The sequence below is a fragment of the Streptomyces sp. NPDC046831 genome (assembly GCF_040645305.1).
In the GTDB taxonomy this organism is placed as follows: Bacteria; Actinomycetota; Actinomycetes; order Streptomycetales; family Streptomycetaceae; genus Streptomyces.
Genome location: NZ_JBEYXZ010000013.1, coordinates 134,668 through 149,316, shown reverse-complemented (window position 1 = coordinate 149,316; position 14,649 = coordinate 134,668). Strand labels below are relative to the sequence as shown.

General features: G+C 74.5%; 16 protein-coding genes, 1 tRNA gene and 1 pseudogene. 13 read left to right on the top strand and 5 right to left on the bottom strand.

What is annotated here, in order from left to right:
- Nucleotides 1-491 precede the first annotated feature (491 nt).
- The 7 genes from ABZ920_RS14580 to ABZ920_RS14550 all read left to right on the top strand — a co-directional run bounded on the left by ABZ920_RS14580 (nucleotide 492) and on the right by ABZ920_RS14550 (nucleotide 5,516).
- The gene (locus ABZ920_RS14580) at nucleotides 492-830 is read left to right on the top strand and encodes a hypothetical protein (RefSeq protein ID WP_361503493.1); all 339 of its coding nucleotides are present in this window, start codon (nucleotides 492-494) and stop codon (nucleotides 828-830) included.
- 91 nt (nucleotides 831-921) lie between these two features.
- Nucleotides 922-1,356 carry a roadblock/LC7 domain-containing protein gene (locus ABZ920_RS14575; protein ID WP_361503491.1) on the top strand — a complete coding sequence of 145 codons (435 nt, stop codon included), beginning with the start codon at nucleotides 922-924 and terminating at the stop codon, nucleotides 1,354-1,356.
- Entirely contained in the window at nucleotides 1,353-1,730 is a 378-nt protein-coding gene (locus ABZ920_RS14570) for a DUF742 domain-containing protein (RefSeq protein WP_361503488.1), read from the top strand. Before ABZ920_RS14575 ends, ABZ920_RS14570 begins: the two co-directional genes overlap by 4 nt.
- Nucleotides 1,708-2,325 (top strand): ATP/GTP-binding protein, encoded by a 618-nt coding sequence (locus ABZ920_RS14565; RefSeq protein ID WP_361503485.1) that lies wholly within the window; start codon nucleotides 1,708-1,710, stop codon nucleotides 2,323-2,325. Before ABZ920_RS14570 ends, ABZ920_RS14565 begins: the two co-directional genes overlap by 23 nt.
- A gap of 96 nt (nucleotides 2,326-2,421) precedes the next feature.
- On the top strand, nucleotides 2,422-3,012 hold the full coding sequence (locus tag ABZ920_RS14560; protein WP_361503482.1) for a GAF domain-containing protein: 591 nt from the start codon (nucleotides 2,422-2,424) through the stop codon (nucleotides 3,010-3,012).
- Between the two features lie 197 nt (nucleotides 3,013-3,209).
- Nucleotides 3,210-4,238: an L-threonine 3-dehydrogenase gene (gene tdh, locus ABZ920_RS14555; protein ID WP_361503479.1), complete on the top strand. Its 1,029-nt coding sequence runs from the start codon at nucleotides 3,210-3,212 to the stop codon at nucleotides 4,236-4,238.
- A 72-nt stretch (nucleotides 4,239-4,310) separates the two neighbouring features.
- The gene (locus ABZ920_RS14550; RefSeq protein WP_361503476.1) at nucleotides 4,311-5,516 is read left to right on the top strand and encodes a glycine C-acetyltransferase; all 1,206 of its coding nucleotides are present in this window, start codon (nucleotides 4,311-4,313) and stop codon (nucleotides 5,514-5,516) included.
- Nucleotides 5,517-5,783: 267 nt separating this feature from the next.
- Here the strand turns inward: ABZ920_RS14550 and ABZ920_RS14545 are convergent, their stop codons facing one another.
- Nucleotides 5,784-6,512, bottom strand: a complete 729-nt coding sequence (locus ABZ920_RS14545) for an SDR family oxidoreductase (protein ID WP_361503473.1) — start codon at nucleotides 6,510-6,512, stop codon at nucleotides 5,784-5,786.
- 580 nt (nucleotides 6,513-7,092) lie between these two features.
- Between ABZ920_RS14545 and ABZ920_RS14540 the strand changes: the two genes are divergently transcribed.
- The 5 genes from ABZ920_RS14540 (at nucleotide 7,093) to ABZ920_RS14520 (ending at nucleotide 10,585) form a co-directional block, all read left to right on the top strand.
- Nucleotides 7,093-7,836, top strand: coding sequence for an SDR family oxidoreductase (locus ABZ920_RS14540; protein WP_361503470.1), 744 nt, complete (start codon nucleotides 7,093-7,095; stop codon nucleotides 7,834-7,836).
- Between the two features lie 261 nt (nucleotides 7,837-8,097).
- The gene (locus tag ABZ920_RS14535; RefSeq protein ID WP_361503467.1) at nucleotides 8,098-9,033 is read left to right on the top strand and encodes a LysR family transcriptional regulator; all 936 of its coding nucleotides are present in this window, start codon (nucleotides 8,098-8,100) and stop codon (nucleotides 9,031-9,033) included.
- A gap of 35 nt (nucleotides 9,034-9,068) precedes the next feature.
- A complete protein-coding gene (locus ABZ920_RS14530) occupies nucleotides 9,069-9,659 on the top strand; it encodes a helix-turn-helix domain-containing protein (RefSeq protein ID WP_361503464.1) in 591 nt (196 codons plus the stop codon).
- Complete coding sequence (locus ABZ920_RS14525; RefSeq protein WP_361503461.1) at nucleotides 9,656-10,195, top strand: GNAT family N-acetyltransferase; 540 nt, start codon at nucleotides 9,656-9,658, stop codon at nucleotides 10,193-10,195. Before ABZ920_RS14530 ends, ABZ920_RS14525 begins: the two co-directional genes overlap by 4 nt.
- A gap of 30 nt (nucleotides 10,196-10,225) precedes the next feature.
- Nucleotides 10,226-10,585, top strand: coding sequence for an MmcQ/YjbR family DNA-binding protein (locus ABZ920_RS14520; protein ID WP_361503458.1), 360 nt, complete (start codon nucleotides 10,226-10,228; stop codon nucleotides 10,583-10,585).
- A 511-nt stretch (nucleotides 10,586-11,096) separates the two neighbouring features.
- On the opposite strand, the gene ABZ920_RS14515 is transcribed toward ABZ920_RS14520, so the two are convergent.
- Together ABZ920_RS14515 and ABZ920_RS14510 are read right to left on the bottom strand one after the other, a co-directional pair.
- Nucleotides 11,097-12,017 (bottom strand): transketolase, encoded by a 921-nt coding sequence (locus tag ABZ920_RS14515; protein WP_361503455.1) that lies wholly within the window; start codon nucleotides 12,015-12,017, stop codon nucleotides 11,097-11,099.
- 114 nt (nucleotides 12,018-12,131) lie between these two features.
- Nucleotides 12,132-12,839, bottom strand: a complete 708-nt coding sequence (locus tag ABZ920_RS14510; RefSeq protein WP_361503453.1) for a transketolase — start codon at nucleotides 12,837-12,839, stop codon at nucleotides 12,132-12,134.
- A 177-nt stretch (nucleotides 12,840-13,016) separates the two neighbouring features.
- Here ABZ920_RS14510 and ABZ920_RS14505 point away from each other — a divergent pair.
- Nucleotides 13,017-13,090 (top strand) — tRNA-Pro (locus ABZ920_RS14505).
- A gap of 83 nt (nucleotides 13,091-13,173) precedes the next feature.
- Here the strand turns inward: ABZ920_RS14505 and ABZ920_RS14500 are convergent.
- Nucleotides 13,174-13,701 carry an NUDIX hydrolase family protein gene (locus ABZ920_RS14500; protein WP_361503544.1) on the bottom strand — a complete coding sequence of 176 codons (528 nt, stop codon included), beginning with the start codon at nucleotides 13,699-13,701 and terminating at the stop codon, nucleotides 13,174-13,176.
- A gap of 288 nt (nucleotides 13,702-13,989) precedes the next feature.
- Nucleotides 13,990-14,184: pseudogene (locus tag ABZ920_RS14495) on the bottom strand (tryptophan--tRNA ligase); the annotation flags it as partial.
- Between the last annotated feature and the right edge of the window lie 465 nt (nucleotides 14,185-14,649).

The following is a 14,649-nucleotide window of genomic DNA, read 5'->3' as shown; positions in this document are numbered from 1 at the left end:
TGCACTCGGAGTGGACGAGCCCGGAGTCGCCCCGTCCGGAGCCGAGCAGTTCGGAGCCGCCGCGCCCGGAGCCGCTTCACTCCGAGCCGACCAGTCCGGAGAGGCCTCACCCGGATCTGCTTCGTCCGGAGCGGACCAGTCCGGAGCAGTCCCGCCCGGAGCCGCCGCGCCCGGAGTGGACGAGTCCGGAGGCGCCCGGTCCGGAGCCGCTGCACTCGGAGTGGACGAGCCCGGAGTCGCCCCGTCCGGAGCCGAGCAGTTCGGAGCCGCCGCGCCCGGAGCCGCTTCACTCCGAGCCGACCAGTCCAGAGAGGCCTCACCCGGGACTGCTCCGTCCGGAGCGGACCAGTCCGGAGCAATCCCGCCCGGAGCCGCCGCGCCCGGAGTGGACGAGTCCGGAGGCGCCCGGTCCGGAGCCGCTGCACTCGGAGTGGACCAGTCCAGAGACGCCCCACCCGGAACCACCCCGTCCGGAACGAGCCGGCGCAGAGGTGCGCCTCCTCGAGCCGCGCCACCCGGAGTGGACCGCTCCCGAGCGGCCCCACCCGGAGCCGCTCCACCCGGAGCCGCTCCACCCGGAGTGGGGCAGTCCGGAGCCGGTCGGCCCGGAGCCGGTGCGGGAAGCCGAACCGCCGGTTGCCGCGGAGGCCTTCGCCCCGAACGCCTCGGCCACGGGCGCACCACTCCAGGACGAGACCACGGCCCCCGCCCCCGGAGGCGTGCCCGCCACCGCGTACGCCCCGCCCCGGCCGGACGGCACGCGGCACGGTGCGCCCCCGCCCGGGGACGACCTCACCGCCCGGCCCGACGGGACCGCCCCCGCCGGATGACCGGACCGCTGTCCACCGCCACCCCCGCCCGCGACCCGCTGCGCACCTCCGGCGCCGACGCGGTCCTTCGTACCCGAGGAGTCGATCCACCATGGCGAGCGATGCGCCGACCCGTCACGTGTCCGATCTCGACTGGCTGATGAGCGGCCTCGTGCAGCGCGTACCGCACACCAGAAGCGCGGTGCTCCTGTCCTGCGACGGCCTGGTCAAGTCCGTCCACGGCCTCGACCCGGACAGCGCCGACCACATGGCCGCCCTGGCCTCCGGCCTGTACTCCCTCGGGCGCAGCGCCGGCGTCCGCTTCGGTGACGGCGGCGACGTGCGGCAGGTCGTCGTCGAGCTCGACTCGACCCTGCTCTTCGTGACCACCGCCGGGTCCGGCACCTGCCTGGCCGTGCTCGCCGGCCGCGAGGCCGACGCGGCGGTGCTCGGCTACGAGATGGCGATGCTCGTCAAGAGCGTCCGCCCCTACCTCGTGACCGCGCCCCGGCAGCAAGGCGTCGAATCCACGGCGCCGAGGCCTTGAGCGCGGCCGCGGCCGGCGACGGGCCCTGGCTCGACGACGCGGCCGGACGGCTGGTGCGCCCCTTCACGGTCAGCAACGGCCGTACCCGGCCCAGCGTCGCACTCGACCTGATGTCGCAGGTGATGTCCACCGGAGCCGCCCCCCTCGGCTACCTCGGCCCCGAGCACACCCAGGCACTCGACCTGGCCCGCGCCCCCGTCCCGGTCGCCGAGGTCGCCGCCCATCTGAGGCTGCCGGCGGTGGTGACCAAGGTGCTGCTGTCCGACCTCGTCGACTGCGGAGCGCTGACCACCAAGTCCCCCGCGTACCCACACCACCCCACCGACCGGGCCCTTCTGGAGGCAGTGCTCGATGGACTACGACGCCAGCTCTGACTACGACGACGGCACCGACCCGTTCCCGACCGCGCTGAAGATCCTGGTGGCCGGCGGGTTCGGGGTGGGCAAGACGACCTTAGTCGGCGCGGTGAGCGAGATCACCCCGCTCAGCACCGAGGAGCTGCTCACCACGGCCGGCGCGGCCACCGACAGCCTCGACGGCATCGAGAACAAGGTCGAGACCACCGTGGCCATGGACTTCGGCCGCATCACCCTGGACGCGCACCACGTGCTGTACCTGTTCGGCACCCCCGGACAGGAGCGGTTCTGGTTCATGTGGGACGAGTTGGCGGAGGGCGCGCTCGGCGCCGTGGTCCTCGCCGACACACGGCGCCTGGCGGAGTGCTTCGCCGCCATCGACTTCTTCGAGCAGCGCGGCCTCGCCTTCGTCGTCGCCGTCAACGAGTTCGACGGCGCGCACCGCTACGACCCCGAGGAGGTGCGGGCCGCCCTCGACCTCGACGGCCGGATCCCCGTCGTCCGCTGCGACGCCCGCATCTCCAGTTCGGCCATCCAGACCCTGCTCACCCTCGTCCGGCACCTCATCACCCACGCACCCGCCCCCGCGCCGAGCCACGGCGCGCACAGGTGATCACCGCGGCGGGCGTCCCCCGACACCGCCGGACGATCCCCGCAGACCGCCACGGAGCCCGCACATGAGTCACGTCCCGAACGACGGAGCCCCGCCATGAGCTACGACCCGCCGCGCCCGGCCGGCCGCCTGCTGGTCACCCCGGAGGACAGGGAGGCCCCGGCCCGCACGCTGCGCCTGCGCGGGCTGGGGCTGGGGGAGCGCCCTGAGCCGGCCCTCGACGCGTTCGCCGCCCACCTCGCCGAGCGCGCCGGAGCGCCGTACGGGATGGTCAACTTCCTGGACGAGCGGGGGCAGTTCTTCGCCGGTCTGCACACCCCGGAGAGGGCGGGGCGGATGGTCCGGCCGGCCGCGGACGGCAGCGGCATCCGGGTGGCGATGGGCCGCCGCCTGCCGCGTGACCACGGCTTCTGCCCCCATGTGGTGGTCCGCCGCAAGGCGCTGGTGCTGGAGGACGTCCGCGACTATCCGCGGTTCGCGGGCAACCCGGTCGTCGACGAGTTCGGCATCCGCTCCTATCTCGGCGCGCCGCTGCTCGACAGCACGGGGATGGTGCTGGGGACGGTCTGCGTCACCGACGTCGTCCCGCGCCCCTGGGGCCGGGAGGGCCTGCGGACCATCAAGTCGGCGGCGGCGCGGCTGGTTTCGCGGATCGAGGGGCGGGAGGTGGAGGACTTCCCCGGCTGACGCGGCCCCGCGCCGCCACCGCCGGATGGGGGAGGGGCCGGTGAGGGCGTGCAGAAAAGCTGTGGCGGAGCTTAAGAAATCCTCGATGGACCCGCGCGCCCGCCTGCGGCAGATTGCTACGCGTTTCCACCCCTCTCCCTGGATCCGGGCCGCTCGGCGTGCCCGGACGCGGGGGCTGAACCACAGGAGCCGTAGCGTTGAAGGCGCTGGTCAAGCAGAAGGCGGAGCCCGGGCTGTGGCTCGCGGACGTCCCCGAGCCCGCCGTCGGTCCCGGTGACGTCCTGATCAAGGTCCTGCGGACCGGCATCTGCGGCACGGACCAGCACATCCGCGACTGGGACGGCTGGGCGCAGCAGGCCGTCAGCACCCCGCTCGTGGTGGGGCACGAGTTCGTCGGCGAGGTCGTCGAGGTCGGCCGCGACGTCACCGACGTCAAGCCCGGCGACCGGGTCAGCGGCGAGGGCCACCTGGTGTGCGGCAAGTGCCGCAACTGCCTGGCCGGGCGCCGCCACCTGTGCCGGGCCACCGTCGGGCTGGGCGTGGGCCGCGACGGCGCGTTCGCCGAGTACGTCGCCCTGCCCGCCTCCAATGTGTGGGTGCACCGCGTCCCCGTCGACCTGGACGTCGCCGCGATCTTCGACCCGTTCGGCAACGCCGTGCACACCGCCCTGTCCTTCCCGCTCGTCGGCGAGGACGTCCTCATCACCGGAGCCGGCCCGATCGGCCTGATGGCCGCCGCGGTGGCCCGGCACGCCGGGGCGCGGAACGTCATGATCACCGACGTCAGCGAGGAGCGGCTGGCCCTGGCCCGCAAGATCGGCGTGAGCCTGGCCCTGAACGTCTCGGACGCCGAGATCGCCGACGGTCAGCGCGAGCTGGGGCTCCGGGAGGGCTTCGACATCGGTCTGGAGATGTCCGGCCGGCCCGAGGCGATGCGCGACATGATCGCCAACATGACCCACGGCGGCCGGATCGCCGTGCTCGGCCTGCCCTCGCAGGAGTTCCCGGTCGACTGGTCCCGGATCGTCACCTCCATGATCACCATCAAGGGCATCTACGGCCGCGAGATGTTCGAGACCTGGTACGCCATGTCGGTGCTGCTGGAGGGCGGGCTCGACCTGGCCCCCGTCATCACCGGCCGGTACGGCCACCGCGACTTCGAGGCGGCGTTCGCCGACGCCGCGAGCGGCAGGGGCGGCAAGGTCATCCTGGACTGGACCGTCTGACGGCCGGCCGCCCGGCCCCCCGCCTCCCCGTAATCCCCCCTTCCGCGCCAGCACTTCCAGGAGCACCCCAGCATGTTCGACTCCGTGCGCGACGACCTGCGCGCCTCCCTCGACGAGATCCGCGCCGCCGGCCTGCACAAGCCCGAACGGGTCATCGGCACCCCGCAGTCCGCGACCGTGCAGGTCACCGCCGGCGGCCGCCCCGGCGAGGTCCTCAACTTCTGCGCCAACAACTACCTCGGCCTCGCCGACCACCCCGAGGTCGTCGCCGCCGCCCATGCGGCGCTGGACCGCTGGGGCTACGGCATGGCGTCCGTGCGCTTCATCTGCGGTACGCAGGAGGTGCACAAGGAGCTGGAGGCCCGCCTGTCGGCGTTCCTCGGCCAGGAGGACACGATCCTGTACTCCTCCTGCTTCGACGCCAACGGCGGCGTCTTCGAGACGCTGCTCGGCCCGGAGGACGCGGTCGTCTCCGACGCGCTGAACCACGCCTCGATCATCGACGGCATCCGCCTGTCCAAGGCCCGCCGCTTCCGCTACGCCAACCGCGACATGGCCGACCTGGAGCGGCAGCTGAAGGAGGCCACCGAGGGCGGGGCGCGCCGGAAGCTGATCGTCACCGACGGCGTCTTCTCGATGGACGGCTACGTGGCCCCGCTGCGCGAGATCTGCGACCTCGCCGACCGCTACGACGCCATGGTGATGGTCGACGACTCGCACGCGGTCGGCTTCGTCGGCCCCGGCGGCCGCGGCACCCCCGAGCTGCACGGCGTGATGGACCGCGTCGACATCATCACGGGCACGCTCGGCAAGGCGCTCGGCGGCGCCTCCGGCGGCTACGTCGCCGCCCGCGCGGAGATCGTCGCCCTGCTGCGCCAGCGCTCCCGGCCGTACCTGTTCTCGAACACGCTCGCCCCGGTGATCGCGGCGGCCTCCCTGAAGGTGCTGGACCTGCTGGAGGCGGCGGACGACCTGCGCGTCCGGCTCGCCGAGAACACCGAGCTGTTCCGGCGCCGCATGACGCGGGAGGGCTTCGACGTCCTCCCCGGCGACCACGCCATCGCGCCCGTGATGATCGGTGACGCGGCGAAGGCCGGCCGGATGGCGGAGCTGCTGCTGGAGCGCGGGGTGTACGTGATCGGCTTCTCCTACCCGGTGGTCCCGCAGGGTCAGGCCCGCATCCGCGTCCAGCTGTCCGCCGCGCACTCGGCGGACGACGTCAACCGCGCGGTCGACGCGTTCGTCGCGGCCCGGGAGGCCTGGGAGAACGAGGCCTGACCGCGGGTGCGGCGGGCGGCGCCGGCCGGGGGATTACGGCCGGCGCCGCGGTTCTGGGCCGGGAGAGCGCGCCACCGGGGGCGCGGACGTGTGCCCCGCGGGCCGAGGGGATGTCGCGCGGCCGGTGGTCGAGCGCCGACGGGATGTCACGCGGCCGGTGGTCGTGTGCCGCCGCACGCCCGGCCGCCGCGCCGCTTGCTGCCGGCGTCCACGACGGTGGGCTGCGTTCCCCGCGCCTCTGCCCGCCCGCCACGGCGTGACCGCGGGTCAGGAGAGCCAGTCGGTGTAGCGGGTGGGCGCGAGACGGGCGCCGGTGTCGGTGAGGACGTCGCCCTTGACGGCGGCGAACATGCCGGCGGTGGGGTCCGTGAGGACGGTGCGGTGGTCGCCCTTGCGGGACAGGGTGAGGCGGCCCAGTTCGTCCAGGGGGAAGACCTCGGGGCCGGCGACGTTGCGGATGCCGCCCAGCGGGGCGCCCGCGGCCACCTCCGCCACCGCGTGGGCCACGTCCTTGGCGGCGATCGGCTGGATCGGGGTGGCGGGCAGCCGGACGGTGCCGCCGTCGGAGGTCCAGGACAGGACGGCGTCCACGAACTCCATGAACTGCGTCGCCCGGACGATCGAGTAGGGGATCGGCCCGGCCGCGAGCAGCTGCTCCTGGAGCACCTTGGCACGGTAGTAGTCCAGCTCGGGCACCCGGTCCGCGCCGACGATCGACAGGATCACGAAGTGGCCGGCGCCGCCCCGGTGGGCCGCGGCCAGGAGGTTGTCCATCGAGGTCCGGAAGAACGCCAGGGAGGCCTCGTCGAAGGTGGGGGAGTTGGTCAGGTTGACGACCACCTCGGCTCCCGCCACCGCCTCGTCCAGTCCCCGGCCGCTGACGACGTCGACTCCGGTGGACAGCGAGTGCGGCAGCGCCTCGTGCCCGGCGGCGTTCAGCTCCTTGACGACCTGCGACCCGATCAGTCCGGTACCGCCGACGACTGCGATCCTCATGACATCCCTTTCGTCCGGTTCGTGCGCCGTACGACATGAAAACAGCTGTGTGGGCACGGCAAGACGCGGCACCCTGACCACAGAAGACGGAGGTGCCGGCGCCCGTCGGCGAGCGTGACGTCCCGTCGGGCGGTGCCCGGCCGTGCGGGCGTGGCCCACCGTGACGTCCTCGAACCCGATCGACACGCAGCAGAAGAACATGAGCCCGGGCCGGGGCGAGACGACCTCCGCGACGGTCTCGTGGAACTTCGCCCACGCCGTCTCCGGGCAGGTGTGCGGCCCTTCGGCGCTCCTTCGTCCCCGAGCTCACCATGGCCCCCCCGCAACCCGGCCATGTCCGCACTGGGCTCGGCCTCGGGCGACGCCACCCGGACGGCCTCGGGCACTCCACCCGGACGGGTGAGACAGCCGCCGCGGCTTGACTTCGAGCGCACTCGATTGCCTAGGGTCCGATCACGGACTCCCGCCCACGGGTACGCCCTGCCGCCCGGAACGACGATCGCGAACGGCGCCTGTGAACGCGGCGTGGAGCGCGCCCCGTCGACCCGGCCAGGCCGGCTCTCAGTGCAGAGGTGAACCGATGAACGTGCTGGTAACGGGCGGGACGAGCGGACTCGGACTCGCCATGGCCTCCGCCCTGGCCGCGACGGGAGCCACCGTCGCGCTCACCGGGCGGTCCGGCGAGCGTGCGGAGTCCGTCGCCGCGGGTCTGCCGGGGGCGATCGGCGTCGAGATGGACGTGCGGGACGAGTCGTCGGTGGCCAGGGCCGTCGACCACGCGTGGTCGCGGCTCGGCGGCATCGACATGCTGGTGAACAACGCCGGGATCGGCATGCGCACGGTCAACCCGCGCTTCATGACAGAGCCGCAGGGCTTCTGGGAGGTACCGCCCGACGCCTTCCGCGCGGTGATCGACACCAACCTGACCGGCTACTTCCTGGTCGCCCGCGAGATCACGCCACGGATGCTGGCCTCCGGCGGCGGCCGCATCGTCAACATCTCGATCAACCACTCGACCATGCGACGCGCCGGCTTCGTCCCCTATGGGCCGTCGCGTGCCGGCAGCGAGGCGCTGTCCCGCATCATGGCGGCAGACCTGCGGGGCACGGGCGTCACCGTCAATCTGCTGCTGCCCGGAGGCGCGACGGTCACCGGGATGCTGCCCCCGCACGTCGTCACCGAGGACCACGGCTTCCTGAGTCCCGCGGTGATGGGCCCGCCCATCGTCTGGCTCGCCTCCGACGACGCAACCGGCGTGCACGACGAGCGCATCGTCGCCGTCGAGTTCGCACAATGGCTGCGGGACCGGGAGAGCCGACCGTGAGGGCGTCAGCGTGCGTGTGGGCCTGGAGGCCGGGGATTACGGGCCCGGGGCCGGGCGCTGGGGCCCACCGGTCCGCGCCGGGAAGGGCGCAGGGTCGGGCCGTCTGCCGGGCAGGTCGAGCACGCCGTGCCGGGCACTGCCGGATGACCGTGCCGCCCGGCCGGACAGAGCGGTACCGGGACGCAGTCCCGGACCTGCCCGGCGAGTCCGGTGAGCGCCCGGGCGTCCTCCACGCCCTCCGCCGCTTGCGATAATCGGCGCATGATCGAAGCGCGGCGGCTGCACATCCTCCGTGCGGTGGCCGACCACCGCACCGTGACGGCGGCCGCCGCCGCGCTGTACCTGACCCCCTCGGCCGTCTCGCAGCAGCTCACGGCCCTGGAGCAGGAGACGGGCCACCGTCTGGTGGAACGCGGCGCCAAGGGTGTGCGGCTCACCCCGGCCGGCGAGATCCTGCTCAGTCACACCAACGCCGTCCTCGCCCAGCTGGAGCGGGCCGAGGCGGAGCTCGCCGCGTACGGCTCGGGCAGCGCCGGCACGGTCACCGTCGCCTCCTTCGCCACCGGGATCGCCCTGGTCGTCGCGCCCGCGGTGGCCCGCCTCGCCGGGACGGCGCCCGGCATACGCATCCGCGTCCAGGATGCCGAGGGCGACGCCAGCCTGCCGATGGTGCTGGACCGGCAGGTCGACGTCGCGGTCGCCGTGGAGTACCGCGGGGCGCCGCCCGCCGACGACCCCCGCCTGACCCACCTTCCGCTGTACGCCGAGCCCTTCGACGCCGTGGTGCCGGTCAGTCACCGCCTGGCGGGCTGCCCCGAGGTCCCGCTCGCCGAGCTGGCCAAGGACATCTGGATCGGCCCCTACCCCGGCAACCCCTGCCATGACGTCGTCGTCCTGGCCTGCGAGAACGCCGGCTTCCAGCCCCGCCTGGAACACTCCTCGGACGACTTCCGCGCGGTCGTGGCACTGGCCTCGGCGGACGCCGGAGTGGCCCTCGTGCCCCGCTCCGCGCTGCGCGGCATGGACCTCACGGGCGTCGTCGTCCGTCCCGTGGACGGCGTGGCGCCCACCCGCCGGGTGTTCGCCGCCGTCCGCAGGGGAGCCGAGGACCACCCCCTGATCCGTCCGGTGCTCGACGCCCTGGACGACGCGGCACGGGCGCAGGGACGGCCACCGGCGGCTGTGAGCCTCCGGTAACCCCGGCGTTTCCTGTCCGGGATACCTTCCCGGCCATGAAACAGGATCCGGGATCACCGGCGACCGCACCGGAACCGGTCGACGCCCGTCTCGCTGCCCGCCTCGCCGAGCCGCGCACCGCACACGGCTGGTCGCTGGGGGAACTGGCCGAACGCAGCGGCGGGAGCCGGTCGACGCTGTCGCGGGCCGAGCGGCCGGAGACCAGCCCGACCGCCTCGCCGCTCAACCGGCTGTGCCGGGTGTACGGGCGGACGATCTCCCAGCTGCTCAGCGAGGTCGAGGCGGAGCACGCGCCGCTGGTGCGGGCCGCCGAGCAGCCGGTCGGGGAGGACCGCGCCGCCGGCTTCGTGCGCCGGTCCGTGTCGCCCCCGCACGCCGGGCTGCGCGGCGAACTCGTCGGGGGAGGCCTCGCCGCCGGGACCGATCTCGCCTACGACGGCCCGCCCGTACCCGGACCGGAACAGCACATCTGGGTGCTGGAGGGCGCCCTGGAGGTGACCGCGCGGGACGTGGCTCACCGCCTGGACGCCGGGAACTGCCGGCGGCTGCGGGTGTGGGGACCGACGCGCTTCAGGTGCGCCGGCCCGGCGGACGCGCGGTACGTCCTGGCGGTGGTCCGGCCGTGACGGCGACCTTGCGCCTCCTGGACGCCCCCGGGCTGCTGGCCGGGCTGGACGGGCTGGCCGGCCTGCTCACCGACACGGTGGCGGGCGGCGCGTCGGTCGGGTTCCTCGCGCCCCTCGGCCACGCCGACGCGGCCGCCTGGTGGCGGGAGCGTGCCGCGGGCGTGGCGGCCGGCCGGCAAGCGGTGTGGGCGGCGTACGACGGGGACCGGGTGGCCGGCACCGTCGGCCTCGCCTTCGCGGGCATGCCCAACAGCCGGCACCGCGCCGAGGTCGTCAAGCTGATGGTGCACCGGGACGCCCGCGGACAGGGCCTCGGCCGCCGGCTGCTGGCCACCGCCGAGGAGGCGGCCGCCGGCGCGGGCGTCACCCTGCTCCACCTGGACACGGAGACCGGCAGCCCCGCCGAGCGCCTGTACCGCTCGGCCGGCTGGACGCGGGTCGGGACGATCCCCGACTACGCGGCCGACCCCGCCGGGCAGTTGCGGCCCACCACGATCTACTGCAAACCCGTGGGAGCGGCCGCCGGTACCGGATGAGTGTCAGTGGCGGCGGCTAGCGTACGACGCATGCCGGACGCCGAAGACGTACGCCGTGTCGCGCTGTCGCTGCCCGACACGACGGAGAAGATCGCCTGGAGCATGCCCACGTTCCGGGTCGGGGGGAAGATGTTCGCCACGCTGCCGGAGGACGAGACGTCCGTCGCCGTGCGCTGCCCCAAGGAGGAGCGGGACGAACTCGTGCTGGCCGAGCCGGAGAAGTTCTGGGTCGCCGACCACGAGGCGGGCTTCGCGTGGGTGCGGGCCCGGCTGGCCGCGCTGGAGGACGAGACGGAGCTGCGCGACATCCTCGCCGACTCCTGGCGCCAGGCCGCCCCGCCCCGGCTCCTGGAGGCCCACCCCGGCCTGGGACTGCCCACCGCCCGCTGACGAACCCTCGGGCACTTTCGGTGGCCCATGGCATGATCCCTGGTCAGGTACGGCAGCCGGGGCGGAGGGGGCTCCGGCTGCGGTCGCGCACGACGCGGAACGGCCGGGGAGGGAGTGCCGCGGAGCCTGCCGACGGGTGCGGACCCACGACGGGCGGGCGCTCCGGCACCCACGTGGCGCGCGCGGCACGTGGGACGGCCGCCGCCCGGGCGAACGTCGACGACCAGTGGAGGCCCCCGATGAGCGCTGACCCGCGACGGGCCGACCCAGGACAGCCTGACCCGCGACGAGCGGACCGGCGAGCGGTCCGGACGAGTGGTCACGGGCGACCGGGCGCCGCCGGGCCGCAGGCCGGCAGGAAGCCGGCGCGGAGGGACATGCACGGCGACCGCGCGGAAGGCGCCCCCGACGGCGTGCCGGCCTGAGGCGCCGGGGCGGCGGCACACACGGTCGGCGCGGCTTGCCGCGGCACGGCAGGGCGGCGGCCGGTCCGCAGGGGCCGGGGGCACGCCTACGCCCGTACGGTCGCCCGCCGGCTCCCGAGGAACGCCGTGATCCGCTCCCGCAGCGACCGGGCGTCGAGGCCGTGGGCGGCGGCATGCTCCTCCACCCGGCCGTAGCGCCGCAGCTCGCGGCGGCCCACACCGAGCCCGAGGACGCGATGCGGGACGTCGGCCAGCGCCTCACCGGCGGCCGCGGCCGACGTGCCCGCCAGGTACGGCTCGACCAGGACCACGTCGGTTCCGGCCGCCGCCGTGGCCCGGCGCAGCGCGGCCGCGTCGAAGGGGCGGACGGTCGTCCCGTACAGCACCGTGACGTCGAGGCCCTCCGTCGCGTCGAGCACCGCGTCCAGCAGCGGGCCGACGGCGACCACGACCCCCGAGCGGCCCTCGCGGACGGTCAGGAAGTGCGCGCCGTCCACCGCCAGACCCGCCGTGTTGGACTGGACGGACAGCCGCACGTACACCTTGTCGTCGCCCGCCGCGACCGCGTGCCGCAGCAGCGTCTCCGCCTCGTCGGGATGCCCCGGCACGTGGACGGTCCACCCGTCCAGGGTGTCGAGCAGGGCCACGTCCCCGGGAGCCATGTGCGTGTATCCGCCCGCCGGCCAGTCGAAGGAGGCGGCCGCGCTCACCAGCACCGCGCCCGCGCCCTGGTGCCCCAGGTCCAGCTTGACCTGCTCGAAGGGCCGCTCCACGAGGAAGCTGGCGAAGGTGTGCAGCACCGGCCGCATCCCGGTCAGCGCCAGCCCGGCGCCCGCCCCGACGAGGAGCTGTTCGCGGATGCCGACGTTGATCACCCGGTCGGGATGCCTGCGCCGCGCCTCGGCGAAGCCGTCCTTGCCGATCTCGGCGAGGACCACCGTCACCCGCGGATCCTCGTCGAGCAGCCGGGAGACGACGGGGGCGAAGCGGTCACGCATGGTGTCCATGACGAGCGGTCCTTTCGGGAGGTCGAGGTCGAGGTCGAGGCCGGTGACGTGGCGGAGCGGGGCGGAGGACGCCGGGACGGCCGGACGGGGAGGGTGAGGGCACGCAGCGGGACGTCACGCGCTCTTCGGCTCGACCCGCGCCACGACGGCGTGCGGGCGGCCCGGATGCGGGGCGGTGAAGGCGGCGTGCAGCGCGTCGTGGTCGCGCCCGTCGGCGGTCACCACCGACCAGCCCGCCGCCTCGAACCGGGCCGCGATCCCACCGGGGCGCGCGTGGCTGGCGGAGGAGTTGTCGACGACGACGGTGTGCAGCCGGTCGAGCCCCATGGGGCCCGCGAAGGCGATCGCCTCGTGGTTGCTGCCCTCGTCCAGTTCGGCGTCCCCGACCAGCGTCCACACGCGCGGCCGGCGCAGACCCTGGGCGCGCAGCCCGAGCGCGGCGCCGACGGCGATCGGCAGTCCGTGTCCCAGCGACCCGCTGCCGATCTCCACGCCGGGCACGAGCGTGCGGTCCGGGTGGTGCCCGAGCGGGGAGTGGAACGTGCCGAAGTCCGGCAGCCACTCCTCGGGCACGAACCCCTTCGCGGCGAGGACGGCGTAGTACGCCATGGGGCCGTGTCCCTTGGACAGCAGGAAGCGGTCCCGTTCGGGGTCGTCCCGGTGCCCGGGGCCGGTCCGCAGGACGCGGTCGTAGAGCACCCAGAGCACGTCCAGCGTGGAGGTGGCCGCGGGGCCGTGCTTCTCGTCGCCCGTCATCAGGCCCATCAGCCGGGGCAGGTCGGCGTACGTGTGCGTGCGTCCGGGTTCGTCGGTGGTCGTCATGCGGTCGATCGTGTGACCTCAAGCGGACTTGAGGTCAAGTCCCGCCTCACCCCGGCCGGCCGGGGCGGCCGACCGGGCGACCGGGCCACGGCGGAAACGGGTGCGCGACCACCGACCCGAGTGCGGTATTGTTTTCCTGCACGTCGGGTCGGGGGAAACCCCAGGTCAGACGGGCACCGGGACGTGGCGCAGCTTGGTAGCGCACTTGACTGGGGGTCAAGGGGTCGCAGGTTCAAATCCTGTCGTCCCGACGGCATCGTCGGACCGAAGGCCGCCCTCTCCGTGGAGAGGGCGGCCTTCGTCGTCCCTGGCGCCGCGGACCGCCCGGCGGCGGTCAGTACACGTGGCCGACGTGGGCGAGCGCCTGCTTCAGCAGGACCCCGTGGCCGCCCGGCATCTCGCTCTGCACCGCGGGCGAAAGGGCCTCCTGCGGGCTGAACCAGACCAGGTCCAGCGCGTCCTGCCGGGGGCGGCAGTCGCCGGCCACCGGGACGATGTAGGCGAGCGACACGGCGTGCTGCCGGGGGTCGTGGTACGGCGTCATGCCCGCCGTCGGGAAGTACTCCGCGACGGTGAAGGGCTGCAGCGAGGACGGCACCCGGGGCAGCGCCACCGGCCCGAGGTCCTTCTCCAGGTGGCGCAGCAGGGCGTCCCGCACACGCTCGTGGTGCAGCACCCGGCCGGAGACCAGGGTCCGGCTGACCGTTCCGTCCGGGCCGATACGGAGGAGCAGGCCGATGCTGGTCACTTCGCCGCTGTCGTCGACGCGCACCGGGATCGCCTCGACGTAGAGGATCGGCATGCGGGCGCGTGCCATCTCCAGCTCGTCGTGACTCAGCCAACCGGGCGTGGTCTCGGTCATGTCAGACATTGCTTGATCATACTTTCAAGGACTCCCGCTGCGTGTGTGCTCGTTGGCGTCGGCTGTGACCCCCGCCACACCGGCCGGTTCCCGGAGCGCGCGGCGTCCGCGCGGCCGCCGCGTGCGGAGACCGCCCGGCAGGATCGGCCGGTACTCGTTCCGTCTCCCCGGACTGCCGGGCGGCATGCGCCCCTGCGCGGCCCGGAAGGACCGGGCGGCAGGAACCCGGCGGTGGCACACCGACCCGGAACAGCGCGGACGGCGGGGACCCGGGTCCCGGGCCGGCCGTCAGTAGTCGCTGTTCGTGGCGGCGCGCACCTCGGCGAGGGTGGCGTCGGCCACGGCCCCGGCCGGCTCGTTGCCCTCGCGCGGCGTCCGGCGGATGCGGGCGCGGTCCCGCGCGTACTCGGCGCGGCGGGCCCGGATCGGGGCCAGGTTCTCGTTGACCGTCTCCGTCACGGTCCGCTTCAGCGCGGCGGCCCCCGGGTCCACGCCGATGGCGAGGTGGTCGAGGACCAGCTCCTCGACGTGCTCGCTCAGGTGGTCCGCCACGTCCCGATCGGTCAGGACCTGGTGGCGCGCGATGATCACGAACGGCTCCACCCCGGCCGGACAAGGGGCCCCGACCGTCGCAAACGCCGCCCGGTAGGCTGGCCGGGCCGCCGCGCGGCGGCCACGGCAACGACGACGAGAGGTGCGATGGAGACGCCCGTTCCCTCGTCGCGGAGGAGGACCGCACCGTCGGCGAGGCCGTCGGCGGCATCGGTGCGGTCGGCTCCGGACCGGCCCTGCCCGGCGGCCCCGCCGGCAGCCGTCCCGCCCCGCTCGAATCCGTCCGCGAGACGGCGCGCGCCCTCGCTCCACTGCGCCCGCCGCTCCGGCGTGCCCGATGAGGCCGCCCCGCCGCACGGCGTCCTCGCCAGCGCCCTCCGACGCGCTCGCGCCGAC

Bases quoted from the DNA above. Each gene is read 5' to 3' on its own strand.
- ABZ920_RS14500 (WP_361503544.1), bottom strand. From the start codon at position 13,701: ATGACCGAGACCACGCCCGGTTGGCTGAGTCACGACGAGCTGGAGATG.
- ABZ920_RS14530 (WP_361503464.1), top strand. From the start codon at position 9,069: ATGAAACAGGATCCGGGATCACCGGCGACCGCACCGGAACCGGTCGAC.
- ABZ920_RS14520 (WP_361503458.1), top strand. From the start codon at position 10,226: ATGCCGGACGCCGAAGACGTACGCCGTGTCGCGCTGTCGCTGCCCGAC.
- ABZ920_RS14565 (WP_361503485.1), top strand. From the start codon at position 1,708: ATGGACTACGACGCCAGCTCTGACTACGACGACGGCACCGACCCGTTC.
- ABZ920_RS14560 (WP_361503482.1), top strand. From the start codon at position 2,422: ATGAGCTACGACCCGCCGCGCCCGGCCGGCCGCCTGCTGGTCACCCCG.
- ABZ920_RS14515 (WP_361503455.1), bottom strand. From the start codon at position 12,017: ATGGACACCATGCGTGACCGCTTCGCCCCCGTCGTCTCCCGGCTGCTC.
- ABZ920_RS14540 (WP_361503470.1), top strand. From the start codon at position 7,093: ATGAACGTGCTGGTAACGGGCGGGACGAGCGGACTCGGACTCGCCATG.
- ABZ920_RS14535 (WP_361503467.1), top strand. From the start codon at position 8,098: ATGATCGAAGCGCGGCGGCTGCACATCCTCCGTGCGGTGGCCGACCAC.
- ABZ920_RS14510 (WP_361503453.1), bottom strand. From the start codon at position 12,839: ATGACGACCACCGACGAACCCGGACGCACGCACACGTACGCCGACCTG.
- ABZ920_RS14545 (WP_361503473.1), bottom strand. From the start codon at position 6,512: ATGAGGATCGCAGTCGTCGGCGGTACCGGACTGATCGGGTCGCAGGTC.
- ABZ920_RS14575 (WP_361503491.1), top strand. From the start codon at position 922: ATGGCGAGCGATGCGCCGACCCGTCACGTGTCCGATCTCGACTGGCTG.
- ABZ920_RS14550 (WP_361503476.1), top strand. From the start codon at position 4,311: ATGTTCGACTCCGTGCGCGACGACCTGCGCGCCTCCCTCGACGAGATC.